This is a genomic window from Fusobacterium mortiferum ATCC 9817 (assembly GCF_000158195.2).
GTDB lineage: Bacteria > Fusobacteriota > Fusobacteriia > Fusobacteriales > Fusobacteriaceae > Fusobacterium_A > Fusobacterium_A mortiferum.
The window spans coordinates 111,743-138,712 of sequence record NZ_GL987991.1; the positions used below are offsets into that span (position 1 = coordinate 111,743).

26 protein-coding genes are annotated in these 26,970 nt (G+C 28.8%); 6 read left to right on the forward strand and 20 right to left on the reverse strand.

What is annotated here, in order from left to right:
• Positions 1-145 precede the first annotated feature (145 nt).
• The 5 genes from melB (at position 146) to FMAG_RS07130 (ending at position 7,228) form a co-directional block, all read left to right on the forward strand.
• Positions 146-1,564, forward strand: coding sequence for a melibiose:sodium transporter MelB (gene melB, locus FMAG_RS07110; RefSeq protein WP_005885454.1), 1,419 nt, complete (start codon positions 146-148; stop codon positions 1,562-1,564).
• Positions 1,565-1,590: 26 nt separating this feature from the next.
• Positions 1,591-3,834 carry an alpha-galactosidase gene (locus FMAG_RS07115; protein WP_005885456.1) on the forward strand — a complete coding sequence of 748 codons (2,244 nt, stop codon included), beginning with the start codon at positions 1,591-1,593 and terminating at the stop codon, positions 3,832-3,834.
• 20 nt (positions 3,835-3,854) lie between these two features.
• The gene (locus tag FMAG_RS07120; RefSeq protein WP_005885458.1) at positions 3,855-4,739 is read left to right on the forward strand and encodes a hypothetical protein; all 885 of its coding nucleotides are present in this window, start codon (positions 3,855-3,857) and stop codon (positions 4,737-4,739) included.
• Between the two features lie 107 nt (positions 4,740-4,846).
• Positions 4,847-6,223 (forward strand): glycoside hydrolase family 32 protein, encoded by a 1,377-nt coding sequence (locus tag FMAG_RS07125; RefSeq protein WP_005885459.1) that lies wholly within the window; start codon positions 4,847-4,849, stop codon positions 6,221-6,223.
• Between the two features lie 66 nt (positions 6,224-6,289).
• Positions 6,290-7,228, forward strand: a complete 939-nt coding sequence (locus FMAG_RS07130) for a hypothetical protein (protein ID WP_005885461.1) — start codon at positions 6,290-6,292, stop codon at positions 7,226-7,228.
• 189 nt (positions 7,229-7,417) lie between these two features.
• Here the strand turns inward: FMAG_RS07130 and FMAG_RS07135 are convergent, their stop codons facing one another.
• The 8 genes from FMAG_RS07135 to FMAG_RS07170 all read right to left on the reverse strand — a co-directional run bounded on the left by FMAG_RS07135 (position 7,418) and on the right by FMAG_RS07170 (position 13,552).
• Positions 7,418-7,732, reverse strand: a complete 315-nt coding sequence (locus FMAG_RS07135; protein ID WP_005885464.1) for a MarR family winged helix-turn-helix transcriptional regulator — start codon at positions 7,730-7,732, stop codon at positions 7,418-7,420.
• Between the two features lie 133 nt (positions 7,733-7,865).
• On the reverse strand, positions 7,866-8,756 hold the full coding sequence (locus FMAG_RS07140; RefSeq protein ID WP_005885465.1) for an MBL fold metallo-hydrolase: 891 nt from the start codon (positions 8,754-8,756) through the stop codon (positions 7,866-7,868).
• 95 nt (positions 8,757-8,851) lie between these two features.
• A complete protein-coding gene (queF, locus tag FMAG_RS07145; RefSeq protein WP_005885467.1) occupies positions 8,852-9,334 on the reverse strand; it encodes a preQ(1) synthase in 483 nt (160 codons plus the stop codon).
• A complete protein-coding gene (gene queC / locus FMAG_RS07150) occupies positions 9,335-10,033 on the reverse strand; it encodes a 7-cyano-7-deazaguanine synthase QueC (protein ID WP_005885468.1) in 699 nt (232 codons plus the stop codon).
• A 12-nt stretch (positions 10,034-10,045) separates the two neighbouring features.
• Positions 10,046-10,621: a GTP cyclohydrolase I FolE gene (gene folE, locus FMAG_RS07155; protein ID WP_005885469.1), complete on the reverse strand. Its 576-nt coding sequence runs from the start codon at positions 10,619-10,621 to the stop codon at positions 10,046-10,048.
• Entirely contained in the window at positions 10,621-11,289 is a 669-nt protein-coding gene (queE, locus tag FMAG_RS07160; protein WP_005885470.1) for a putative 7-carboxy-7-deazaguanine synthase QueE, read from the reverse strand. The genes folE and queE overlap by 1 nt, the downstream gene beginning before the upstream one ends.
• Positions 11,289-11,717, reverse strand: a complete 429-nt coding sequence (locus tag FMAG_RS07165) for a 6-pyruvoyl trahydropterin synthase family protein (protein ID WP_005885471.1) — start codon at positions 11,715-11,717, stop codon at positions 11,289-11,291. The genes queE and FMAG_RS07165 overlap by 1 nt, the downstream gene beginning before the upstream one ends.
• Before the next feature lie 245 nt (positions 11,718-11,962).
• Positions 11,963-13,552: a CTP synthase gene (locus FMAG_RS07170; RefSeq protein ID WP_005885472.1), complete on the reverse strand. Its 1,590-nt coding sequence runs from the start codon at positions 13,550-13,552 to the stop codon at positions 11,963-11,965.
• A 243-nt stretch (positions 13,553-13,795) separates the two neighbouring features.
• On the opposite strand from FMAG_RS07170, the gene FMAG_RS07175 reads away from it, so the two are divergent.
• Entirely contained in the window at positions 13,796-14,509 is a 714-nt protein-coding gene (locus tag FMAG_RS07175) for a DNA alkylation repair protein (protein WP_005885473.1), read from the forward strand.
• Between the two features lie 45 nt (positions 14,510-14,554).
• Here the strand turns inward: FMAG_RS07175 and FMAG_RS07180 are convergent, their stop codons facing one another.
• The 12 genes from FMAG_RS07180 to FMAG_RS07235 all read right to left on the reverse strand — a co-directional run bounded on the left by FMAG_RS07180 (position 14,555) and on the right by FMAG_RS07235 (position 26,921).
• A complete protein-coding gene (locus FMAG_RS07180; protein WP_005885474.1) occupies positions 14,555-15,493 on the reverse strand; it encodes a M14 family metallopeptidase in 939 nt (312 codons plus the stop codon).
• Between the two features lie 10 nt (positions 15,494-15,503).
• Positions 15,504-16,802 carry an MATE family efflux transporter gene (locus FMAG_RS07185; protein ID WP_005885475.1) on the reverse strand — a complete coding sequence of 433 codons (1,299 nt, stop codon included), beginning with the start codon at positions 16,800-16,802 and terminating at the stop codon, positions 15,504-15,506.
• Positions 16,795-17,592 (reverse strand): ABC transporter ATP-binding protein, encoded by a 798-nt coding sequence (locus FMAG_RS07190; protein ID WP_005885476.1) that lies wholly within the window; start codon positions 17,590-17,592, stop codon positions 16,795-16,797. The genes FMAG_RS07185 and FMAG_RS07190 overlap by 8 nt, the downstream gene beginning before the upstream one ends.
• A complete protein-coding gene (locus tag FMAG_RS07195; protein ID WP_005885477.1) occupies positions 17,576-18,415 on the reverse strand; it encodes an ABC transporter ATP-binding protein in 840 nt (279 codons plus the stop codon). The genes FMAG_RS07190 and FMAG_RS07195 overlap by 17 nt, the downstream gene beginning before the upstream one ends.
• Entirely contained in the window at positions 18,415-19,239 is an 825-nt protein-coding gene (opp1C, locus tag FMAG_RS07200) for a nickel/cobalt ABC transporter permease (protein WP_005885479.1), read from the reverse strand. The genes FMAG_RS07195 and opp1C overlap by 1 nt, the downstream gene beginning before the upstream one ends.
• Positions 19,240-19,243: 4 nt before the next feature.
• Positions 19,244-20,185, reverse strand: coding sequence for a nickel/cobalt ABC transporter permease (gene opp1B / locus FMAG_RS07205; RefSeq protein WP_005885481.1), 942 nt, complete (start codon positions 20,183-20,185; stop codon positions 19,244-19,246).
• A gap of 54 nt (positions 20,186-20,239) precedes the next feature.
• Entirely contained in the window at positions 20,240-21,847 is a 1,608-nt protein-coding gene (gene nikA, locus FMAG_RS07210; protein ID WP_005885483.1) for a nickel ABC transporter substrate-binding protein, read from the reverse strand.
• A 331-nt stretch (positions 21,848-22,178) separates the two neighbouring features.
• Positions 22,179-22,901, reverse strand: coding sequence for an ABC transporter ATP-binding protein (locus FMAG_RS07215; RefSeq protein ID WP_005885484.1), 723 nt, complete (start codon positions 22,899-22,901; stop codon positions 22,179-22,181).
• Positions 22,901-23,752, reverse strand: a complete 852-nt coding sequence (locus tag FMAG_RS07220) for an ABC transporter ATP-binding protein (RefSeq protein ID WP_005885485.1) — start codon at positions 23,750-23,752, stop codon at positions 22,901-22,903. The genes FMAG_RS07215 and FMAG_RS07220 overlap by 1 nt, the downstream gene beginning before the upstream one ends.
• The gene (locus FMAG_RS07225) at positions 23,742-24,719 is read right to left on the reverse strand and encodes a branched-chain amino acid ABC transporter permease (protein WP_005885486.1); all 978 of its coding nucleotides are present in this window, start codon (positions 24,717-24,719) and stop codon (positions 23,742-23,744) included. Before FMAG_RS07225 ends, FMAG_RS07220 begins: the two co-directional genes overlap by 11 nt.
• 12 nt (positions 24,720-24,731) lie before the next feature.
• Positions 24,732-25,616 carry a branched-chain amino acid ABC transporter permease gene (locus tag FMAG_RS07230; protein WP_005885487.1) on the reverse strand — a complete coding sequence of 295 codons (885 nt, stop codon included), beginning with the start codon at positions 25,614-25,616 and terminating at the stop codon, positions 24,732-24,734.
• 150 nt (positions 25,617-25,766) lie between these two features.
• On the reverse strand, positions 25,767-26,921 hold the full coding sequence (locus FMAG_RS07235; protein WP_005885488.1) for an ABC transporter substrate-binding protein: 1,155 nt from the start codon (positions 26,919-26,921) through the stop codon (positions 25,767-25,769).
• Positions 26,922-26,970: the final 49 nt, after the last annotated feature.

Below are 26,970 nucleotides of genomic sequence, written 5' to 3' on the forward strand. Positions count from 1 at the left end.
AAAACAACATTTTAACTGTTTTATCAAACAAAATAATATTTTATTTTTTAATTCTCTATTTTATAATTGATTTATGAGATATACGTGCACAAATCTATCTTAGTTAACTAAAATCGTTATTTTTTTATTTTTGGAGGTTTATTTTATGGCTTTATCATTTAGAGAAAAATATTCTTTCGGTATAGGAGCTTTTGGAAAAGATATAATTTTAGCATATGTTGGGGTATTTTTAATGATTTATTTTACAGATGTTCTATATCTTTCTCCAGCTTTTGTTGGTTCATTATTCTTCGTGGCTAGAATTTGGGATGCTATCAATGACCCAGTAATGGGAATGATAGTTGATAATACACATAACAAGTTTGGAAAATTCCGTACTTGGATTTCTATTGGAACAATTTTAAATGCCGTTACATTTGTTGGAATGTTTTATACTTTTGGTTTAGAAGGAAAGATGCTTTATGTTTATATCAGTATAGTTTATATTTTATATGGTATGACTTATACAATGTTAGATATTCCTTATTGGGCTTGGTTACCAAATTTAACTGATGACCCTCATGAGCGTGAACAAATAGGAGTTATCCCTAGAATTTTTGCAAGTTCTTCATATTTAATTATGGGAATTATTAGTTTCCATTTAATCTACTTTTTAAATAATATCTTTGGCTTTACAGATAATGCTAAATTTGGGTATACAGCTGGAGCAATTTTAATTGCTATAATCTATATTACTTTTATTGCTATAACAATTTTTAATGTTAAAGAAAATAGTTCAGCTTCATCTAATGAGAAAATTAATTTAAAACATATGTGGACTATATTAACTCAAAATGAACATCTAAAATCATACATAGGTCTTATGTTAGCTTACCAATTATTTAATGGTGGATATGGAAGTTTCATGATTTATTACTTAAAATACGTTGCTGGAAATCAAAATCTATTTTCTATATATAGTGCTTGTCAATTAGCCGAGATGATTGGACTTTTAATATTCCCATTTGTTGCTAAGAAATTTGGTCGTGATACAACTTATAAGATAGCTTGCTTAGTTCCTGTATTAGGATTATCAATTTTAGGTTTTTCAGCTTTATTTATGCCAGCAAGTGCTGTTTTATTAGCTGTTGCTATGGTTATGATGAAAATAGGAGCTGGATTAATCATTGGAACTATAACTGTTTTAGTTGCTGATGTAATTGACTACAATCAATTAAAATTTGGAATGAGAAATGAAAGTATTATTTGTTCTGCTCAAACTTTCCTAGTAAAAACATCTGGAGCAGTATGTGGACTTATGACAGGATTGGCACTTACTTTCTTAAAATACGACCCTACACTACCTCAACAATCAACTTTAACAATAACAGGGTTACGTTTACTAGTATTTATTCCATCTATGATTTTTATTTTAATAAGTTTATTCATCTATATTAAAGGTTATAAATTAAAGGGAAAAGTATTATATGAAGTAAGAGAGAAAGTAGCTCAACTAAATTGTAAATCTACTCATGAAACTAAAACAGAAGATAAAAATATTATACTTGAATCTGTAAATAACTAAATTTTATTTAAATAAAGGAGAATACAATGAATATTATTTTTAATGAGCAAACTAAAGAGTTCCATATTTTTAATAATAATATTAGTTATGTTATTAAAGTTTTAAGAAATGGACAACTAGGACAACTATATTTTGGAAAAAAAATAAGACATAGAGATGATTTTGGACATCTTATTGAAAGTAAAAATCGTCCTATGACTCAATATATGTATGAAAAAGATTACTCTTTTTCATTAGAGCATCTAAAACAAGAGTATCCTTGCTATGGAACTACTGATTATAGATACCCAGCTTTTGAAATCAAACAAGAAAATGGAAGTACAATAACAGAGTTTGAATATGTATCTCACAATATATTTAAAGGAAAAAAATCTTTAAAAGGATTACCAGCAACTTATGTAGAATCTGATGAAGAAGCTATGACATTAGAGGTACTTTTAAAAGATAAATTAACTGAAGTTGAGCTTACTCTATCTTATACAATTTTTAAAGATTATGATGCTATCACTAGAAATGCTAGATTTGAAAACAAAGGAGAAAAAGCAGTAGACTTGACTAGAGCTCTTAGCTTAAACTTAGATTTACCAGATTATGACTATGAATGTATACACCTTTCAGGTGCTTGGTCAAGAGAGCGTTATATAAAAACTCGTAAATTAGAAATGGGAATACAAGCTATAAGCAGTACTAAAGGAATATCAAGTAATAATCAAAATCCTTTTATAGCTTTAAAACGTCCTGAAACAACTGAAACTTTAGGAGAAGCTATTGGTTTTTCTCTAGTATATAGTGGAAATTTTTTAGCACAAATTGAAGTAGATACTTATGATGTTTCTCGTGTTTCTATGGGAATAAATCCTTTTGGCTTTACTTGGCATTTAGACTCTAAAGAGGAGTTTCAAACTCCAGAAGCTGTAATTGTTTACTCGGATTCTGGTTTAAATACAATGAGCCAAACTTTCCACAATCTTTTTGGAAAAAGACTTGCAAGAGGAGAGTGGAGAGATAAAGTTAGACCTATACTAGTTAATAACTGGGAAGGAACATACTTTGACTTTGATGATGAAAAAATCTTAAATATTGCTAGAGCAGCAAAAGAAGATGGAATAGAGTTATTTGTACTAGACGATGGTTGGTTTGGAACTAGAAATGATGACCACCAAGGATTAGGAGATTGGTTCTCTAATAGAGAAAAACTTCAAGATGGGGTAGAGGGATTATCTCATAAAATAGAAGAGCTTGGAATGAAATTTGGATTATGGTTTGAACCTGAAATGGTAAATAAAAATAGTGATCTTTTCCGTAAATATCCAGATTGGATTTTACATGTTCCTGGACGTAATCAATCGCATGGAAGAAATCAATTTGTTTTAGACTATTCTAGAAAAGAAGTTGTAGATTATATCTATAATATGATGGCAGAAGTTATTAGAAACTCTAAAATATCATATATTAAATGGGATATGAATCGTTGTTTAACTGAGTGTTACTCTGTAGCTCTTCCACCTGAAAGACAAGGAGAAGTTTTCCACAGATATGTTTTAGGAGTATATGATTTATATGATAGACTAACTAAAGAGTTCCCTCATATCTTATTTGAATCATGTTCAAGTGGTGGGGCAAGATTTGATGCTGCTATGCTTTATTATGCTCCTCAATGTTGGACAAGTGATGACACTGATGCTATTGAAAGATTAAAAATTCAATATGGTACATCAATGGTTTACCCTGTTTCTTCTATGGGAGCACATGTTTCTGTTACTCCTAACCACCAAGTACAACGTATGACTCCTATTGAAACTCGTGCTAATGTAGCTTTCTTTGGAGCTTTTGGATATGAGCTAGATATGAGTAAACTAAGTGAAGAGGAACATAGAAAAGTTCGTGAACAAGTAGAGTTTTTCAAAGAATATAGAGAAATCTTCCAATTTGGTACTTTCTATCGTCTACTTAGTCCATTTATAAGTAATATTGTTTCTTGGATGGTTGTTTCTAAAGATCAAAAAACTGCTTTAGTAGGATATTATAAAGTACTTAATGATGTAAACTGTGCATATAGAAGAGTAAAACTACAAGGATTAAATCCAGAGTTTAACTATACAATAGCTAATTTTAATAATCCAAAAGAAGTAGCTACTCAAAATTGTTATGGAGATGAACTAATGAATCTAGGACTTTTAACTACTGACCCATCTTCTGGACAAGTGCTTGATGGAACTAGAAAATCTAATGATTTTGATTCGACAATCTTTATATTAAAAAGTAACTAATAATATTTGGGAGGATATCAATGAAAAAATTATTATTATGTGGAATTTTGGGAATCTTAAGCCAACAGTTAATAGCTGAACCTATATTAAAAGTTATTAACATTAATCAAGAACTAGAAATGGAGAATGAAAATGGAAAACAAGATTTTGATGATGTATGGTTATGGAATAAGGTTAATCTAACTTATGGAGATTGGATATTTGGACTTACTGCTGGAAAAGATTGGGCAATAGATTTAGGAGATGATGGAGCCCATAGTAAGACGGGTAGAGTACAATTAAATGCTTCTAAAAAAATAAATAAAGATTTAATTTTAGGAGTGGCTTGGAGAATGGAAGATACCCTTGATAAATACTATGGAAACTGGACTTATGATGATGGAGTATTTTGGTCTTATGGAGAATACTGGTATGAAGCTCAAAACTCCACAAATACTTCTAATCCAGATTCTATAAATATAGAAACTATCCCTTTAGGATTTAAATATGGTGCTTTTAAAATAGCTTATTATTTAGGGTATTATAACATGTTAGGAACAATTCCTACTAATGGAAAAGAGAGTGAACTTGAACATCAAATAAGATTATTTGCTGATCTTTACAAGGATGAAAAATGGTCTATCTCAACTGAAGCTAGATTTACTTTCCATCACTCTTTCAATTATAATGAAGATTCTACTCCATATAGAAAATATAAAGATTTTGGTAGAACTAGACTATATCTATATACTTCTTATAAAGCTAGCGAAAATTTAACGCTTTATGGAAGATATGGATATGAATGGAGAAATTGGTCATATGAAAATGGAGATAAAAGAGAAAATTATGGAGATTTCTCAACTTCAAAAGGACATGCAGCAGAAAACTATCAAAACTTTGCTATTGGTTGGATATATACTTTCTAGATTATAACTAAACACTCAATTCTCTTAATTTATAAAGAGGTTTGTAGATTAATATTAATTTACAAACCTTTTTTATCATAAAATAATAAAAAAAGGAGTTTTATACTATGAATAAAAGACCACTATTTCATTTTACACCTATAAAAAATTGGATGAATGACCCTAATGGGCTTTGTTATTACAAGGGAAAATATCATCTATTCTATCAACATAATCCTGAAAATCTATATTGGGGAAATATGACTTGGGGACATGCTACAAGTGATGACCTATTTAATTGGGAGCATCTCCCTTATGCTATATCTCCAGATATTCCTGAAGATATAGATGGTTGTTTTTCTGGAAGTGGATTTGTAAAAGATGATGAATTATATCTTGCTTATACTGGGGTAATAATGACTACAAAAAAAATAAATGAGTATGGAAATACTGTAACAGTAGGGGAGAATGATTTAATATCTACACAACTTTTTGCTAAATCAAAAGATGGATTTACTTTTGAAAAATTATCTGAACCTAAGATAGTTGCTCCAGAGAGATATTGTACAGCTCATTTTAGAGACCCTAAAATATGGGGAAAAAATGGAAAATACTATATGGTATTAGGGGGAAAAAAGGACAATAAAGGGAGAGTTCTATTCTATCAAAGTGAAGATTTTAAAAACTGGAAATTTGTTAATGAGATTTATGAAGAAAATATGGGATTTATGTGGGAATGTCCAGATTTTTTTGAATTAGATGGAAAATCTATATTAGTATTTAGTCCACAAGGAATAGGAAAAGAGGGACAGGAACATCTTGCAGGTTACTATATGGGAGATTTTGACTATGAAACAGGAAAACTTACCCATAAAGAGTTTCAAGTATTAGATAATGGTTTTGAATTATATGCTCCTCAAACTTTTAAAGATAAGAAAGGAAGAAGAATAATGATAGCTTGGCTTGTAAATCATCATCCTTTCCCAGAGGAAAATTGGACAGGAATGATGACTCTTCCACGTGAATTAAAAATAATAGATGATAAATTATATATGTATCCTGTGGAAGAATTTAATAAGTATAGAAGAAATTTAGAAATATATAAAAAGGTGGATACTGAATTTCAAATTGAAATGGCAGATAAAGTTTATGATATAGAGTTTAAATTGAATTGTGATAAAGATTTTGAAATTGTAATTGGAGATAAAGAGAAAAAAGGATTAAAGCTAACTTATAGTTCTCAAGATAAGAGGATAATCTTTGATAGAAACGGAGCAGTTAATAATTTTGAATCTCTTGAAATATTTGGAACAAAGAGGGTAGTCAATTATACTTTAAGTGATGATACAGATTTTAGAATAATCAGAGATAAAAATGTTGTAGAGATATACATCAACAATGGAGAAAAAGTTTTTACAAGCTTAGTTAATTTTACTGAGGAACAAAACTTTCTTACAATAGTTGGAGAATCTAATGTAATTAAAGTTTATTCTTTAAAAAATTAAAGTTTTATTTTAAAAGAAAAAATGTTAAAATATAGGGAGCAAATCATATATATAGAAGGAAGAAAAATGAAAAGAAAAAAAATAGCTCTTTTAACATTTGAAAATTTTACCCAAGAAATACAAAATATACTTATAGATAGTGAAGTGGAGTATTTAGTTTTTCTCTATTTTACTAGTAATATGAAAAATAATATCTCTCTTTTAGATAAGGCTAAAAAATATTTTTTTAATGGGTTACAAGATGAGTATATGAAAAATGTCCTTGTAATTTCTAGTAAGGAATATATAGCTAATGATATACAAGTTAAGGGAATAATAACACCTAAAGATATAGAAAAGTTTGATTATTTCAAATTTATCAATCTCTATGAACATAGTAATATTAACAGTATAGATGAGTTTTTAAAAGAGAATACTCAAAAATTTAATTATAAATTAGATTTATATGATAAGAAAGCTTCGTGGATATATTTTCAAAATAAAACTGGTGTTTTAATTGTAAATGAAAAAACTAAAGATATCATTTTAGAAAATTATCATAAGATAAAATTTATTATCCCAGAGATTATTTTGACAACTTTAGGTGGAAGTTCTGATGATAAAATTATAAAACTTTTAAAATTAATTGGAGCTGATGCCCATATAACTCTAGGGTTTATCAATAAAATGATTGTCCCATATACAAAAAGAACAGATGCTTATATCTATATAGAGGATGAAAATTTTGAACAAATTGGAAGAGAGTTTATAGATAAATTTTTAAATTTAGAAACTTATCCAGATGGGATTATCCAATTAAGAAATTTTTTAGGAATCCCAGAAAAGAATTTTGAGGCTGATATGACTTATGATGAGGAGAGAGAGGTAAATAAGAAAGAGATAAAATATTATTCTTTAAAGTGTGAAAAAGGAATTTCACTAAAAGCTAATTATACTATTAAAGAAAATACTTTAATTCTTAATACAGGTCTTCAAAAAAGATATATTTTAAATAAAATAATTTAAACTAAAAAACTCAAGAGCAACTAATAGCTTCTTGAGTTTTCTTAAATTAATTTATTGACTTAGCAGTTATTTTATATTATTATTTAGAAATATTTTTACAGATTTTTTTTAAAATTTCATCCACTATTTTTGCTTCTTCTAATTCTATTCCTAAAGTTAATGACTTTAAAAATTCCTCTTCATACTTTTTTATTTTAGGAATAGTAGCTTTGGCTTTTTCTGTAAGATATAGAGAATAAGCTCTTTTATCGGTTTTATTCTCTTTTTTATTAAATATCCTTTTTTACTCAGATTATCAACCATAGCTTTAACATTATTTTTATCTTTATCCAGTCTATTAGCTAGTTCCATCTGTGAAATTCCATTTTCTTCAGATAATTTTACTAAAACCACAAATTGTTCTGGGGTTATATCAAAATCTTTAAACTCTTTTGTTAAAAATTGATAAATTTTTCTAGCTGTATAACAAATATCATAACCTAATGAATTAATAATATTTCTCACCTCTCTAACTTATAATGTTATATTAATCAGATAGAAAACTACTCTTGTATTTTAGTAATTCCCTATCTTTATTTTACTAAATTAAATATTACATTTCAATATATATTATAAGTTATTAAGGTTTATATTTTAATTATTTATTATTTTTTATTGTTTCATCAGCTTTTGAAATTAAATCATCAAAATATTTTTTTAACTCCTCTTGAGTGAAGACAAAAGGATTTTTTCCATCATAATTTGAACTATTTATAAGAGCTAACTTCTCATAACCTTCATCAGCAAATAGATGAGCTGTTAAAAATACAGAGGCATTTTTTTCTTGAGATAGTTTTGAAAAATATTCAGCAGACTCTTTATATTTAATTTGTAACTCTTTATCTTTTGGAATTCCAGTTCCACCCCATAACATTGCTACAAGCTCTTTTCCTTTATCTTTTGCTGGGAAGATAACAGATAAACAACCTGCTGTATGCCCTGGAGTTTCTACTAATATTATTTCAGTATCTCCTAAAACAATTTTATCCTGATCTTTAGCAAAAATATCTATCTTAGTTTTTGGAGAACGTGGAGAGTTGGCTCCTGTATTTAAATTATACATTAAATCAGTATCTACTTTTGTTAAAATAGTTTTTGCACCATATTTTTCTCTTAGATAATTAGCTCCACCATAGTGGTCTCCATGTCCATGAGTTATAATTATATATTTTAAATCGTTAAGATTTAATCCTAATTTTACAAAACTTTCTTCTATCATTTGGGCATCTTTATCATCCCACATTGAATCTATAAGAATTATTCCATCTGAAGTTGTAATTGCCCAAGCAACAACACTGACACTTCCTATGCAATATACATTATCAAAAACTTTTGTAGGAACTAATCGAGTATCATCATGCAAATATTCCATTATTGTTTTAGCTCTCCCATCAACAGTTCTTATAGCGTTTACATCAATATCTTGAGCTAAAATTAAAGAACTTACTAAAAAATAAGTAAAATATACACTTTTTAAAAAGTTTTTCATACTATTACTCCTCCTATATTAATATATTATAACGAAATTATAGTATGTATACGTACTTTTTGTTAAGTAATATATTTAACTTTCTCTTTAGAATATTATCTATTATCCACTTTTTCAGGATACATATCATGATTAGCCAATCTATTTAAAGCTATCTCTTCCCATTTACTTCCTTTTTTTCCATAATTACAATAAGGATCTATTGAAATTCCTCCCCTTGGAGTAAATTTTCCCCATACTTCTATATATTTAGGATCCATTAATCTTATTAAATCTTTCATAATAATATTTACACAATCCTCATGAAAATCCCCATGATTACGAAAACTAAATAGATATAATTTTAAAGATTTACTCTCTACCATTTTTATATTTGGTACATAAGATATTATAATATTAGCAAAGTCTGGTTGCCCTGTGATAGGACATAAACTTGTAAATTCTGGGCAATTAAATTTTACAAAGTAATCATTTTCAGGATGTTTATTATCAAAAGTTTCTAAAATCTCTGGGGCATAATTATCTGGATATTTTACTCCTTGATTTCCTAGTAGTGTTAAATCTTTTAAATCTCTCATCTATTTATCTCCTTTTCTTAATTTTACTAGCGGATCAATTGAATTATTAATCTCAAAAGCCTTTTCTCTATCAATGCAAGTTCCACATTTACCACAAGGATATTCTCCTCCTTCATAACAACTCCAAGTTAATTCATATGGCAGATTTAATTCTAGTCCCTTTTTTACAATATCGCTTTTATGCATATTTACAAAGGGTGCTTCTATTTTTAATTCTTTTCCACTTCCTAAATATATAGCTCTATTCATAGCTTCATTAAATTCTGGACTACAATCTGGATAAGCATCTCCAGCTGAGTCATCACTATGAGCTCCATAATATATTACTTGACAATTTTTAGAAAGTGCTATACTTGCTGCTGTAGACAAAAATAATCCATTTCTAAATGGTACATAGGTAGAAAGTTTTTCTCCATCTATATTCCTTAGTTGTTCATCATAACTTCCTTGTGGTATCTCCTTATCCGAATGAGAAAGTAGAGAACAATTACTAAATGAAAAAATCTTCCCTAAATTTATCTCTATTAATTCTATTTGATAGTAACTAGCTATTTTTCTAGCAGACTCTAATTCCTTAGTATGTTTTTGTCCATAAGATGCAGACAAAGCTACAACATTATCTTTTCCATACCTATCTACAGCCATAGCCAAACAAGTTGAGCTATCTACTCCACCACTTAATAATACTAAAACTCTCATCTCTTTTCTCCTTTATAATCTATTGAATAACCTATTTTGTAATACATAATTTTTTTTAAATTCTCCCATAAAAGTGGAAGTTTCAGTAAAACTATTTGTTTTATTTATTCCTCTAGCTGTCATACAACTATGTTTTCCTTTAATAAGAACAGCAATATCTTCTGAGTTAATGATTTTACTAACTATATAAGCTATATCTCTTCCTATTCTCTCTTGAAGTTGTAGCCTTTTTCCTACCATATCACAAATCCTAGCAATTTTACTAAGTCCAATAACTCTATCTTTAGGTATATATGCTACTGTTACACTCATATCATACATAAGAGCTAAGTGATGTTCACAACAACTAAAAATTTCAATATCTTTAACTATAACCATATCATTGCTATCTAAATTATTTGAAACTTCAAAATTCTTATTATAGATCTTAATTATTTCATCATTAGTATAATTCATTCCTTGAAAAATCTCTTCATACATATTAGCTACTCTTTTAGGTGTTTCTATAAGTCCCTCTCTATCTGGATTATCCCCTAAAGCTATGAGTATTCCCCTAATATGTTTTTCTATTGCTTCTTTATCTATCATTATACACCTTTACTTTCTGGATCCCATATAAACTTATGAATTTGTAATTGTAGATTTACTCCATTTAATCTGTTTTCTTTCATAAATTTTACTATTTCAATTGGGTCAATGGAATTAAAAACTGGACTAAAATATACAGCACATTTTCCTATTAAAGAGTATCTTTCAATTATCTCTTTAGCTTTTTTTAAATCTTCAATAGTTCCTACTACAAATTTCACAGTATCTTTTAAAGTTAAATATTTAAAATTATCTAAACACATTTTATTTTCCATTTTGCTACTTGGCAATTTATAGTCCATAGTAAATAATGGAGGATTTTTTAATTTAGAGAATTTTTCTAATTCAATACTTCCATTTGTTTCTATTTCTAAACTTAAGTTTGGGTTCTCTCCTATTTTCTCTAGTAGTATCTCCACATCTTTATGCAAAAGTGGTTCTCCTCCAGTAAGAGTTATATTTTTTATTCCACTTTTCAATATTCTGTCATATATTTTATCTTCACTCATTAGAGTATAAGGGGCATCATCTCCATTAGCCCATCTTGTATCACAGTAACTACAATTCAGATTACATTTTTGCAATCTTATAAAAATAGCTAATTGTCCAACTCTTCTCCCTTCTCCATTTATACTTTCAAATATCTCTACAACCTTAAAATTTGCCATTATTTTATCTCCTCACTATATGTTGCACAGTTATTTGGAGTTTCATAGACTATTACCTTTTTTACAGGAATTTTTCTCTCTTTAAAATAATCAAAAATATATCTAGAAAAATTTTCAGCTGTTGGTCTAAAATCTATTTCTACGATTTTAAAACCATCTTCTTTCAAATAATTTAATGTAGCATTTCTCATACTATCTCTCTCTATAATTAGAGAATGATCAAAATAATCAGCCAACTCTTTCAACATAGATTTTATATCTCCAAAATCTAAAATCATTCCCCTTAAGTGTCCTTCACTTTGCAATTTTTCTCCATATATTTCCATCTTTATTGTCCAACGATGTCCATGGATATTTTTACATTTTCCGTTGTATCCAGATAAAAAATGAGCACTATCAAAACTTGCTTCACTAATTAATGTATACATTATTTGCCTCCTTAAAATAATTTTGAGAATAAAAAAGAAAAGTCTACTTTTATCCTCCTATCAACAAAGAAACTAAATAAGCAAACTTTTCTTTAATTCAAAAAATTATAATAAAAAAAGAGCCCTAGTTTTGTTTATAGACAGGATGGTACAAATGAACTGTCTTTCAGCTTTATTCTTTTTTATAATAGCACACTTATAATATTTTGTCAAAAAAAATATGAGAGGGAGCTTCCCTCTCAATTTTATTTTGTACTTGCTTCTATAAATCCTTTAAATAATGGGTGAGGTCTATTTGGTCTTGTCTTAAACTCAGGATGGAATTGTCCAGCTATATAGAATGGGTGCACCTCTCTTGGTAACTCTACTATTTCAACAAGAGTGTTATCAGGAGATGTCCCAGAAACTTTTAAACCTGCTTTTTCTAATTCTTCTCTATATATGTTATTATACTCATATCTATGTCTATGTCTTTCACTTATCTCTTTAGATTCATATAACTCTTTTGCTAAAGTTCCATCTCCTAAAATACATGGATAAGCTCCTAATCTCATAGTTCCTCCCATCTTTTCAATATATTTTTGATCTTCCATTATATGAATAACAGGATGAGTAGTATTTTCATCTAATTCACTTGAGTTAGCATCAGTGTAACCTAAAACATTTCTAGCAAATTCTACAACTGCTAATTGCATACCCAAACATATTCCTAAGAAAGGGATTTTATTCTCTCTAGCATATTTTATAGCTGCTATTTTTCCCTCTACCCCTCTATTACCAAATCCACCAGGAACTAGTATACCTTGATACTCTTTTAGAGACTCTACATCTAAATTTTCAGCTTGTATATATTTTATTCTAGCCTTATATCCTAAAGAGTAAGCAGCATGTTCTAATGATTCATTTATACTGATATAAGCATCTTTTAATTCAACATATTTTCCTACTACAGCTATTTTTACTTCTGCTTGAGGATTTTTTATATCATATACTATTTTTTCCCAAGGAGCTAAGTCAGCTTTTTTATTTTCTATACCTAATTTTTTACAAGTTACATCTGCTAATCCCTCTTTTTCCATAATTAAAGGAATTTCATATATAGTACTAGCATCTTTAGCTTCTATCACGGCGTCATAATCTATATCACAAAACATAGCTAATTTTTTTCTAAGTCCTTCGTTTAAGTCATGCTCAGTTCTACAAACTAATATATCTGGACGAATTCCTAAACTCATTAATTCTTTTACAGAGTGTTGAGCTGGTTTTGTTTTTAATTCTCCAGCTGCTTTTAAATATGGAACTAAAGCCACATGAATATATAGTACATTTTCACGCCCTATATCATATTTAAATTGTCTGATTGCCTCTAAAAAAGGAGTAGATTCTATATCTCCTACTGTTCCTCCTATCTCTGTTATAACGATATCAGAATTATTAACTTTTCCAGCTATCTCTATCTTTGATTTTATCTCATTTGTTATATGTGGAACTACTTGTACAGTTTTTCCAAGATACTCTCCATTTCTCTCTTTTTCTATAACAGTTTGATATATTTTTCCAGTAGTTATATTATTATATTTAGTTAAATTTTCATCAATAAATCTTTCATAATGTCCTAAATCTAAGTCTGTTTCAGCTCCATCATCAGTTACAAATACTTCTCCATGCTCATATGGATTCATTGTTCCTGGGTCTACATTAATATAAGGGTCAAACTTTTGTATAGTCACATTATACCCCCTAGCTTTTAATAAATTTCCTAATGAGGCAGCAGTAATTCCTTTTCCAAGTGATGATACAACTCCTCCAGTAACAAAAATATACTTTGTATTCATTCTAATATCCTCCTAAAAAATTTAATAAAAAAAGGCGAAAAAAAAATTCGCCTTGACTGTTTTTTATTTTTTAAGAAAATACTGATTTATTTTCTTCTATATTTGATTTTATTAACTAATATAGTTATAATATCATAAAATGAATTAAATTGCAAGAAAATTTTTAAATATTATGTTATAATATTAAATATTATGTTATAATAAAAATTAGAAATAAAATTTATATATTAATAAGAGGGAGCTATGGATTTAAAAAATATTATTTGGAATAAAGAGACTTATCAAGAGTTTATAAATTATTTAATCGCTTTAGAAGATATTAAATATAAAAATTTTCATTCTAAATTATTAGGAATAGAAAAAAGTTTAATAGGGATAAGAACTCCTAAATTGAAAGAGATAACTAAAGAGATTTCTAAAGGAAAATGGAAAGAGTTTATAGAATATTCTCAAAATACCTATTATGAAGAGGGAGTAATCAGAGGATTGGTTCTAGGTTTTATCAAAGTTGATTATGAAGTTAGAAAGAGGTATATAGATAGTTTTATAACCGAGATTGATAACTGGGCTACTTGTGATATTGTTGTGAGTAACTTAAAATTTTTAAAGAAGGAAAAAGATATATATTACAATTTTATAAAAGAGTGTGTAAGTTCAAATGATAATTGGAGAATCAGATTTGGATTAGTAACTTTACTTGGTTATTATTTAGAAGAAAACTATATTGATGAGATTTTTTATCTGTGTACAAATATTACTAACAGAGAATATTATGTAAAGATGGCTCAAGCTTGGTTAATTTCAATAATGTTTATTAAATTTAGAGAAAAAACATTAGATTATTTAAAAGAGAATACTTTAGATAATTGGATACAAAATAAAACAATACAAAAGATAAGAGAATCTATAAGGGTAAGTAAAGAGGATAAAGATTTAGTTTTGACATTTAAAAGATAATTAAAATGAGGGTGCTGTAATAATACAACACCCATAAAATTTTAACTAATTTTTTCCATAAGCTAAAATTTCTTCATTTTTTCTTACTGCTAAAGAAAAAACTCCATATAATATTACTCCATCAAATTCAGCAAAATATGAAGTTATAATATTTCCAAAACAATCTCTAATTTCTCCTAATAATTCACCCTTTTTAAATTTTTCCCCAGCTTTATAAGTAGGATACCAAAATCCATCTATTTCTGAAGAGATATATTTAGCAGTAGTAATTTCTTTTTGAAGTAAATTTTTATTAATTGAATAGTCTATAATATTAAAATATCCTAATATAGAAAGAATATCTTTTTTATAATCTTGTACTTCCTCATTACTCCAAAGTCCATTTCCTCCTCTTTCTATTAACATAGAGGGAACTCCTTGAATAGCAGCAGAATTATATGCTCCTGTTTTAGCTGAAGATCTAACTCTATATGGAACTGCTAAATATTGAGCTACCTCATGAGAAAATCTTATAGTCTCTTCATCTCCAATTCCTGGAGAGTATACAAAAGCTGTCGCTCTTTCATAAAGATCTCCGCCATGTATATCTATAAAAAAATCTAATTGAGGATATAAAAATTTAGAAAAATGATAAGCAATTTTATCTGAAATTGTCCCTGTCTTTTCACCAGGAAATGCTCTATTTAAATTTTTATTATCTTCTGGCATCACTGTTGGAATCTTTTTAAAAAATCCAGAATAATTAACAGGATGAAAAATAATAACTGTTCCACTTATATTTTCTGGTTTAAGTTCTTGTGAAAGTTCAATAGCACTTTGTATTCCCACATATTCGCAATTATGTATTCCAGAAGATATTGCTATTACTTTCCCTTCCTTCTCTCCATTTATTATAGTAGTTGGAATACTATATCCTTCAATGTTCCAAAAGCCAGATATTTTTTTTCCAGCTTCACAAACTAAATTTTCTAATTTAAAATCCATACTCATCTCCTTAACTCAATGTTTTCTTTAATTGAGGAATTAAAAATACTCCTCTTCCAAAATAAAATACAAGTAAAGAAATCCATACTCCATTATTTTCATATAGTGGTATTAGGTATTTCCAAGATATAAAAAATAGTATAAAAGCTATAACAGTAGATGTCATAATGGGAAATGTTTTAGCAGAACCAGTAAATACCCCATAAAAAGTTAATCCTAAAAATGCTATAGATGGATATAATAATATCCATTTTGAATACTCTTTTGCCAATAAAATAATATTAGGTAGTTTAGTAAATATTCTAATAATACTATCTGAAAATATCAAATAAATTACTGTTGTTAAAATAACAAAAATAACTCCCCAATAAAAAGTCTTCTTCCAACAATTTTTCATAAGTAAATTATCCTTTTGCCCTCTTGCTCTTCCTGCAAATACACTAGCTGTATTAGCTATTCCATCAAAAGCATAAGAGATAATTGACATTATTTGAAAAAGAATAGCATTAGTTGCCAAAATATCTCCACCTAAATTGGAACTTGCCATTGTAAAAAGATTATTATGTGAAACTAAACATATAGTTCTAACCATCAAATCCCTATTTACACAAAAGATACTTATTAACTCTTTTTTATTAATAATTGATTTTAAATCTATATACTTGTGGTAAGTGTATGGAAAGATAAAATATACTCCTAAAAAAGTTGAAAAAATTTGTGAAATAAGGGTTGCATAAGCTACTCCTTCAACTTTAAAATTAAATATTGTTACAAAAATTATATCCAATATAATATTTAAAAGATTTCCTGAAATCTGCATAGTCATAGAAGCTTTTATATTTCCTAATCCCATAAGCCAACCTAAAAGTACATAATTAGTTAAAACAAAAGGAGCTCCCCAAATCAAAATTTTAAAATAAGTTGTTGCTGCTTTTTCTATTTCTAATTCTGGTTTTATAAATTTCATAGAACTTTCAAAAATTATATTTTGAAAAATAACCATAATTAAACTTATAAACAAAGCTATCATTATTGGTCTAAAAAATATGTCACTTACTCTTTTTTTATCACTATAATGACTAGATTGAGCACTAAAAGCTGTAGTACTTACTCTTAGAAAACCAAAAATCCAATATATAGTGTTAAAAATAAGTGTTCCTATAGATACTCCAGATATATAATTTACATTATTTAATTTTCCAACTACAGCAATATCTGCTGCTCCAAGTAAAGGTTGTGTTATAGTAGATAAAATAAAGGGAATCATCAAGCTTAAAAACATCTTATGTGTTATATTACTATTATTCATCAACATTTATCTCCAATATAGAATTTAAAAGTTTTTTAGCATAAGGACTTTTTACTTGAGAAAGTTTATAAATATCCTCAACCTCTTCTACAACATTTCCCTCATAAAAAAATAGAACTCTATCACACATATAAGTAACAGAAGGAAGATCATGGGTTATAAAAATATAAGAAAGTCCATATTTTTTTTGTAAATCTTTTAATAGATCCATCACTTGTGTTTGGGTAGAAGCATCCAACGAACTAATAGCTTCATCTAAAAGAATAAATTGAGGGTTAGTTGCTACAGCTCTAGCTATACACACTCTTTGTAATTGCCCTCCACTCAATTCATGGGGATATCTATTCATAAAATTTTCATTTAATCCAACTACTTCTAATAATTCCTTTGTTTTTTTATCTCTATCTACTTTTTCTCCTAGTTTCTTTTCTAATACTCTTAAAGCCTCTCCTATAATATCTTTTACAAGAAAACGAGGATTAGCTGAAGAAGTATAATCTTGAAAAACTATACTTATCATCTGTTGAATTTTTTTTCTATTTTCTCTATTAGCATTATACATATCTATTCCCTCTAAATAGATATTTCCACTATCTGGTTTTAAAAGTCCAATTAAAGTTTTTCCTAAAGTAGATTTACCACTTCCACTTTCTCCAATTATTCCAAGACACTCTCCCTTTTTTAATGAAAGAGAAACATTTTTTACTACTTGCTGTCTTTCTTTACCAAAAATTGTTTTTTGATTTTCTTTCTTAAAGCTTACATTTATATTTTTAGCCTCTAACAGCATTTTTTCCTCCCTTCATAATCTCTTTATATCTATTCATTACTACTAATTTCTTCTCTATTAACATTTTTGTAAATTCATCTTTTGTTTCTTTAAATACTTCATCTTTTTTGCCTTGTGAAACAATTTTCCCCTTATTCATTACGATAACATAATCTGAAATCTCTGAAATTACTCCTAAATCATGAGATATAAATATCATTCCAACTTTTCCATCTTTTTTTATTTTTTGAAACTCTTTCATGATTTCATATTGAGTAATAGCATCTATAGCTGTAGTAGGTTCATCTGCTATTATAAATTTAGGATTCATTGCTAAAGCTAACCCAATCATTATTCTTTGTAACATTCCTCCACTTAATTGATGAGGAAATTTTAATAAAATATCTTCAGGATTTTTCAATTGCATTTTTTCTAAAATTTCAATAGACTTCTTTTTTATCTCTTCAGCTGAATAAGATGTATGTTCTGTAAAAGTTTCTGCTATTTGATAACCAACTGTATATAGAGGATCAAAACATGTCATTGGATTTTGTAAAATCATAGCGATCTCTTTTCCTCTTAATTTTCTTAACTCTTCCCCTCTACACTCAAGTAAATTTTCTCCATTATATATAGCTTTTCCCTCTATAAAAAAAGTTTTACTATCCAATAATCCCATAATAGATTTACAGGTTAAGCTTTTTCCACTTCCACTCTCTCCTAAAATTCCAAGACACTCCCCCTCTTTTAATTCAAAGGAGATATTTTCTACTAAACAATTTTTTATATTCTTTTTCTTAAGATATATAGAGATATTTTCTACTTTTAACAATGTTTTTTTCATTAAATCTCTGCCTCCTTTGGATCAAAAGCATCTCTTAAACAATCTCCTAAAAAATTGAAAGTTGCTACTAATATAACAACAGCTACCCCTGGAGCTATCATCTGTATTGGATTTGTAGTCATTACATTTTTTGCTTCGTTTAACATAGCCCCCCACTCTGGAATAGGTGCTTGTACTCCAAGTCCTAAAAAAGATAAAGTTGATATATTTAAAACTGCCCAACCTATGTCTAATGTAGCTAATACTGCCATCTCTGAAGCAATACAAGGAATCATATGTCTAAATAGAATAAATCTTTCTCCTGAACCTATACATCTTGAAAAAAGAATAAAATTTTTATCTGTATATTTTATAACATTGGTTCTAATCATTCTTGCATACCAAGCCCATTTAATAAAAACATTAGCTATAATAACATTTCTAATATCTACACCTAATAAAGCAACTATAGCCAGTATCATTATTTGACTAGGAAAAGACAGCATCATATCTACTATTCTCATTATTACATCATCAATTATTCCTTCGAAATATCCAGATAATAATCCCATCAATGTTCCTAATCCAATAGTTCCCACCATTGTAACCAATGATAAGAAAAGAGTCGGTCTTATTCCATATATCATTCTTGAAAAAACACATCTTCCCAAGTGATCAGTTCCTAAAGGATATTCCCATGAATATGGAGCAAATTTATTTAAAATATTATTTTCATAGGGGTCATTTGGAGCAAAAACAGGAGCGAAAACTCCTAAGATAACTAATATAACAATTAAAGTTATACATATTAAAGCCATTTTATTTTTTAAAAGTCTTTTTAACATTTTATCACTTCATTCCCTTTCTAAGTCTTGGATCAGCAATATATTGAACAATATCAAATATTAAATTAAATATTACAAATAATGTTCCAACCATTAAAACATATGCTTGTATTACTGGATAATCCCTATTAAAAATAGATGCTATACAAAGTTTTCCTATTCCAGGCCAAGCAAAAACATTTTCTACAACTATAGTTCCAGCAATCAGTTGTGGAATACTCATACCAATTGCTGTAATACATGAATGAAGAGAATTTTTTAAAATATGTTTCCTTAAAATATTTTTCTGTTGTAGTCCTCTTACATTAGCGTATAACACATAATCTTCTTTCATATTTTCTAACATATTATTTCTAATCAATCTGATATATGTAGAAATATAAGTAAGAGCAACTGTAAAAGATGGCAAAATAAGATGTTTAAAAGATCCTGCTCCACTTGTAGGAAGTAAATCAAATTTTATACTGATTAACCATATCATTAAAAGCCCTACCCAATAAGCTGGCATAGCTGTTGTCATAAAAACAATTCCTCTCATCACTCTATCAAACCATGAGTCTTTATATACAGCACATAAGAAACCTATAGGTAAACTTAAGAAAATTACAAAAACTAATGACATTCCAGCCAATTGTAAGGTTGCAGGAAGGCATCTTCCAATCTCTCCTGTAACTGTACGAGCTGGATTAGTATAACTTACTCCAAAATCTAAAACTAAACATTGAAAAAACCATTTTATATATCTTATAAAAAATGGATCATTTAATCCTAATTCCGCTCTCACTTGTGCAATTGCCTCTTCTGTGATTATCGGAGTCTGTCTAACTCTAAGGGCTACTTCAGCTGGATCTGAAGGTATTAAATTTATAAATACAAAACAAATAAAAGATATACATATAAGTAAAGGAATACTCATTAAAACTCTTTTTATTATATAATTTTTCACTTTTCCTCCTTCTAATAAAAAGGATAGGCTATGCCTATCCTTATGGTATTTACATTATTCAAAAGTCATTTCTGCAAATGGAACTTCATATTGAGTTTGTGTAAACTTAACATTTTTTAATTCGGAAGTATAAATTGCTTTATTACACTCATAAGTAAGTGGAATATATACAGCATCTTCATGTAATCTTGTTAAAACAAATGTATATAACTTTTGTCTCTCTTCTTCATTTGTAGAAACAAGAATTTTAGTTATAGCTTCATCAATTTCAGCCTTATCCTCCAACCCTAATTGAGCGGCATAATCTCCATATACACGTTGACGCATTGCTGCTAAAGAAGATTGAGGATCATAAGGTGTTCCCCAGCAAATATTAAATACCATATCAAAATTTCCAGCTTTCATATTATCACGATAAGATTGCTCCTCTTGTCCAGTAATATTTATAGCTATTCCTAATTTTTTATATTCAGCTTGTAAATATTCAGAAATAGTTTTTTCAGTAACACTATCACTATTATATAGTAAATTTAACTCTAGTCTTTTTCCATCTTTAGTACGAATACCATCTTTTCCTTTTACCCAACCACTCTCATCAAGATATTTATTAGCTAAAGCCATATCAAAATTAAATGGTTTTAAATCAATATTACAATATGGAACTGTTCTAGCAAAAAGTGTATCAGCCGGTTTTTCTAATCCATAAAATACTCCTTGAGATATTGCTTCCTTATTAGTTCCATGCTGTAAAGCATATCTAATACTTTTATCTTTTAAAATCTCATTATTTGTATTTATGACAATCTGTCTAGTAGATGTTGGTTCTGATAAAGCAACAGTAAATTTATTGTTATTTTTATATTTATTTACTGCATCAGCATCTATCATATTTTTTCCAAATATTAAATCAATCTCTCCTTTTTCTAAAGCTAAGATACGAGTTTGATTATCTGGAATAACTTTTACTAATATTTTCTTTATATCAGGAACTTTTCCCCAATAATTTTCATTAGCTTCAAATATTGCATACTCATCTGTTACAAATTTCTTTAAAATATATGGTCCAGTTCCTATATAAGCATTTACTCCATCTTTAGTCGATCCATTTTTCATAGCTTTAGGGGATATCATTGCAAATGGTCTAGTTACCCCTAATTCTGTAAGCATTGGATAGTATGGTTTACTCAATTTTATCTGTATAGTATAGTCATCCATTAAATCGACACTTTCTAAGAGATGCATCATTTCTAGCCAAGTATGTCTACTTTTATTTTCTAAAATTGCATCAAAATTTGCTTTAATAGCATGGGCATCACAAATTGTTCCATCAGAAAATGTTACACCTTTCCTTATATTAAATGTATAAGTTTTTCCATCTTCACTTATATTCCAACTTTCTGCTAAACAAGGCTCATATCCATTAGGTCCGATATTTACAAGAGTTTCATACAACATTTCCTGTGCATACATCTCTCCAGCATAAAGATGAGGATTCAAATCTCTAATATCCCTATAGTTTACAAAGACAAGTTCCTCCTTTTTTTGAAGTTGGTTTTCTTTCTTATTTACTTCAAGTTTCTCATTCGTATTTTCAGAACTACATCCAATAGCTCCAGCTACTAGCAATATACCAGCAAAAAATTTAGTTACATTTTTCTTCATATATCCTCCTCATGATATTTTATATTTCAATTATTTAACTTGTTTTTTATTATATCATAACTTAAAATTATATTCAATAAAAATATTTTAATATCCAAAATATATTTATATAAATTTTTTATTCTAAAATGTTATAATAATTAATTTATAAATAAGGAGATATTTAAAAAGATAATTGAATACATAATAAAACAATACAAAAGATAAGAGAATCTAGAAAGGTAAATAAAAAGGATAAAAATTTTATACTTATATTTAAAAGATAATAAGGTGAGGGTGCTGTAAAAAATTACAACACCCTCTATTTGAAAGTAGTGAGAAAGCAAATTTATTAAGCTCCTAAATAAGCTTTTTTAACATTAGCATCATTTAATAAATCTTGGGCTTTTCCTTCCATTGTTATTTTTCCTGTTTCTATAACATAGGCATAGTCAGCAACTGAAAGAGCCATTTTTGCATTTTGTTCTACTAGAAGTATAGTAGTTCCAGCCTCTTTTAATCTTTTAATAACAGCAAATATCTCTTTAACAAATAAAGGAGATAATCCCATTGATGGTTCATCTAAAATAAGTAACTTAGGTCTGCTCATCAGAGCTCTTCCCATAGCTAACATCTGTTGTTCTCCTCCAGATAAAGTTCCTGCTAATTGATTTTTTCTCTCTGCCATTCTAGGAAAAACTTCATAAAATCTAGCTCTATCTTTTTCTAGATTTTCTGGAGTATCATCAACTGTAAAAGCTCCTAATTTTAAATTATCTTTTACAGGAAGTCTAGCAAATACTCTTCTTCCTTCAGGAACTTGAGCTATTCCCATTTTACAAATTTTATGGCACTCTATCTTTGTGATATCTTGCCCTTCAAATATTACACTTCCCTCTCTAGCTTGAATAAGCCCAGATATCGTTTGAAGAGTAGTAGTTTTTCCAGCACCATTAGCACCTATAAGAGATACAACCTCTCCCTTTCCTACCTTTAGAGAGATTCCCTTTAAGGCATGAATATTGTCATAATATACATGCAAATCTTTTACCTCAAGCATAATATCTCTTTCCATTAAACTTCCTCCTCGTCATTAAATATCTCAGCTTTTACAGAAGCAATCTCTTTATTTTTGGCTTCCTCTTCATCAATTTCATCATCATCTTTTCCTAAGTAAGCTGTAACAACTGCTGGGTCATTAACAACTTTTTGTGGATCTCCACTTGCTATAATAGTTCCATGGTCTAATACAATAAGTCTTTCACAAATTCCTAAAACTAGTTTCATATCATGCTCTATTAATAAGATAGCAATTCCAAATTTATCTCTAATAAGCTTGATAGTCTTCATAAGCTCTTCAGTTTCTGTTGGGTTCATACCTGCTGCTGGCTCATCTAGAAGTAAAACTTTTGGATTAGTAGCCATAGCTCTAGCTATCTCTAATTTTCTTTGTTGTCCATATGGAAGACTTCCAGCTGGAGCATCTGCATATTTATCTAAATCAAAAATTCTTAAAAGTTTCATAGCTTTTTTCTTAGCTTTTCTCTCTTCTAACCAGAATTTTGGTAAACGGAAAGTTCCTGTTAAAACTCCATACTTCATATTAAAGTTATTAGCAACTAAAACATTATCTAATACGCTCATATATTTAAAAAGTCTGATATTTTGGAAAGTTCTAGCAAGTCCCTTTCTTACAAGCTTATGTGTAGGAGTCTTTTTTACTTCCTCTCCATTGAATGTATAAGTTCCTGATGTAGCTGAATACACACCGGTTAATATATTGAATACAGTAGTTTTTCCAGCACCATTTGGTCCAATAAGTCCTACTAACTCTTTTTCTCTTAACTCTAAATTAAAATCACTTACAGCTCTAAGAGCACCAAAAGTAATATTTATATCTTTAGCATGTAAAATTCTATTTGCCATTTTTTGCTGCCCCCTTCTTAGTAATATATCTTTCTACGAATTTTGAAATTTGGAACTCTTTACGTCCTAATAATCCTGTTGGACGGAAAATCATAGTTAAGATTAATAATAAAGAGTAAACAATCATACGGTAATCAGAGAACTCTCTAAGTACTTCTGGTAAAATTGTTAAAGCAATAGCAGAAAGAAATGAACCTGTAAAGCTTCCCATTCCTCCTAATACAACCATAACTAAAATATTGATTGAATAGTTAAAGTCAAATTGTCTAGCTCCTAATATTCCTAAGTTATGAGCATAGATTCCTCCAGCTACTCCAGCAAAAATAGCTGAAACAGTGAAAGCAAAAGTCTTATAATAAGTTGTATTTATTCCTGAAGCTCCACTTGCTATTTCGTCATCTCTAATAGCTAGAATAGCTCTTCCATGACGGCTTGTCATAAGTGAAAACATCATCATTACACATAGTACCATTATAATGTATATAACACCAAATTTATTAAAACGAGGAATTCCTCTAAGTCCTTGAGCACCACCTGTAAAATCAAAGTACTCAACTAAAACTCTAATAATCTCTCCAAAAGCAAGAGTAATAATTGCTAAATAGTCACCATTTAATCTCAAAGCTGGAATACCAATTACTATTCCCACAATTCCAGCAACAATTCCTCCTACAATAAGAGCAATAATATAACCAGGTAACCCTTCAACTATTCCAGTTTTAGCAAATAGTGCTGCTGTGTAAGCTCCTACTGACATAAAACCAGCATGTCCAATAGTAATTTGTCCAAGACACCCAACAGTTATATTTAAACTTACAGCTAAAATAATATTAATACAGATAAAAATCATTACAGTAGTTTGATATCTTGAAATCATTCCTGATGATATAAGTCCTGTCAATAAAAAATATCCAATTATTACTAAAATCAGAGTTAAAGCATAACTCCATCTTTTTGTATGATTCATCTTTCCTTCCTCCTATACTTTCTCTCTCATATTTTTTCCTAAAAGTCCTGTTGGTTTAACAAGTAGAACTATAATAAGGATAGCAAATACAAAGGCATCTGCTAATTGTGATGATAAATAAGCTCTTGTTAAACTTTCAACTATTCCAAGAATAAATCCTCCTATAACAGCACCTGGTAGAATTCCAATTCCTCCAAGTACAGCAGCTATAAAAGCTTTTATTCCTAACATAGAACCCATAAGTGGTTGAACTTGTGGATAAGCTGAGACATAAAGTACAGAAGCAATAGCAGCAAGTCCACTTCCTATTGCAAAAGTAAGTTGGATTGTACTATTTACATTGATACCTACAAGCTTTGCTGCTCCATAGTCCTCACTTGTAGCTAGCATAGCTTTTCCATATTTTGTCTTTTTCATAAAATATTGTAATCCTACTGAAAGGATAAGAGTTAAGACAATAGTAACAACAGTTCCATAGTTAAGATAGATATCTCCAAATCTAAGTGGCTCTTGAGTAAATACTTTTGGGAATGCTCTTGTATTTGGAGTAAAAATTTTCATAAATAAATTTTCTAAGAATAAACTTACTCCTATGGCTGTGATTAAGTTAGAAATTCTAGGAGAATTTCTAAGAGGTCTATAAGCTACTCTCTCTGTTAACATTCCTAAGACCACACATAGTACAATAGCAGGTACTACTGTAAGCCATACGGGTAATCCTATTCTTGTAAAAACTGGAATACTAAATAGTGAAACATAAGCTCCCACCATAATAATATCCCCATGAGCAAAGTTAATAAGTTGTGCTATTCCATAAACCATCGTATACCCAAGTGATACTAAGGCATAGATACTACCTATTTGTAGTCCGTTGATAATCTGCATAATAAATTCCATTTTTCTTTCTCTCTCCTCTCAATACCTTACTTTTGATCCCTTCTTCTATTTTATAAAGAATGAGAATTTATAAAGTAGCTAACACTAAATAACATCATATAGTTAGCTACTCTCAATTCTCTTTAAACAAAAGTTACTTTAATTTTTAACTTATTCAGGTTGAATTACAGAATCAAAAGTATAATTTCCATTTACAACTTTTAGAACAGTAACAGCTTTAACTGGGTTATTCTTCTCATCAAATCTTAAGTGTCCAGTTACACCAGCAAAATCACTTTCTTTCATTGCTTTAACAATAGCGTCTTTATCTGTTGAACCAGCTTTTTCAATAGCGTCTTTCATTAAGTAAGCAGCGTCATATGAAAGAGCTGAGAAAGCTGAAGGTTCATCTTTATATTTTTCTCTATATGCTTTTAAGAAGTTTTGAACTTTTTCATTAGTATCTTCTACAGAGTAGTGGTTTGTAAAGTAACTATTTTCAACAGCTCCATATGCTGAAGAGTCTAGAGCTTTAGCTACTCCATCCCAACCATCTGGTCCAATAAATGTTGATTTTACTCCTACTTCTCTAGCTTGAGTAGTAATTAAAGCTACTTGCTCATAATAATCTGGTACTAATAATACATCTGGATTAGTAGCAGCTACTTTAGTAAGTTGAGCTCTGAAATCTTTATCTCCTTCTGCATATCCCTCTTTAGCTACTATTTTTAATCCTAATCTTTCAGCTTCTTTGATAAAAGCTTCAGCAACTCCATCAGAATAGTCGCTTGAGTTATTTACCATAATAGCTACAGTATTAGCTTTTAGATTATTTTTTGCTAGGTTTGCTAGGATAACTCCTTGGTATGGGTCAGTGAAACATACACGGAATACATTTGGTCCAGCTTCTGTGATGTTAAATTGAGTTCCTGTTGGAGTAATCATTGGCATATTATCTTGAGCAGCAATTTCAGCTACAGCTAGAGATGGTTTTGAAGTAATATCTCCTACTAAAGCTACTACTCCTTCATCTACTAATCTGTTGTAAGCTGTAACAGCTTCTGTTGAATCTCCTTTTTCGTCAAATAATACAAACTCTACTTGTTTTCCTAAGATTCCACCATTTTTATTAATTTCCTCAAAAGCAAGTTTTGAACCATTAGTAGCAGTAACTCCATAAATAGCTAATGGTCCAGTTAAAGGTCCTAAACCTCCGATTTTAATAGTTGCTGCTTCATCAGTTTTTTTAGTCGTTGCCTCTTTTTCTCCACCACAAGCTGTGATTAAGAAAGATAGTCCTAAAAGCATAAGTGTAAATTTTTTCATTTTGATTCCCCCTTTAAATGTATATAAAATTTTTAATTTAAAACTTATT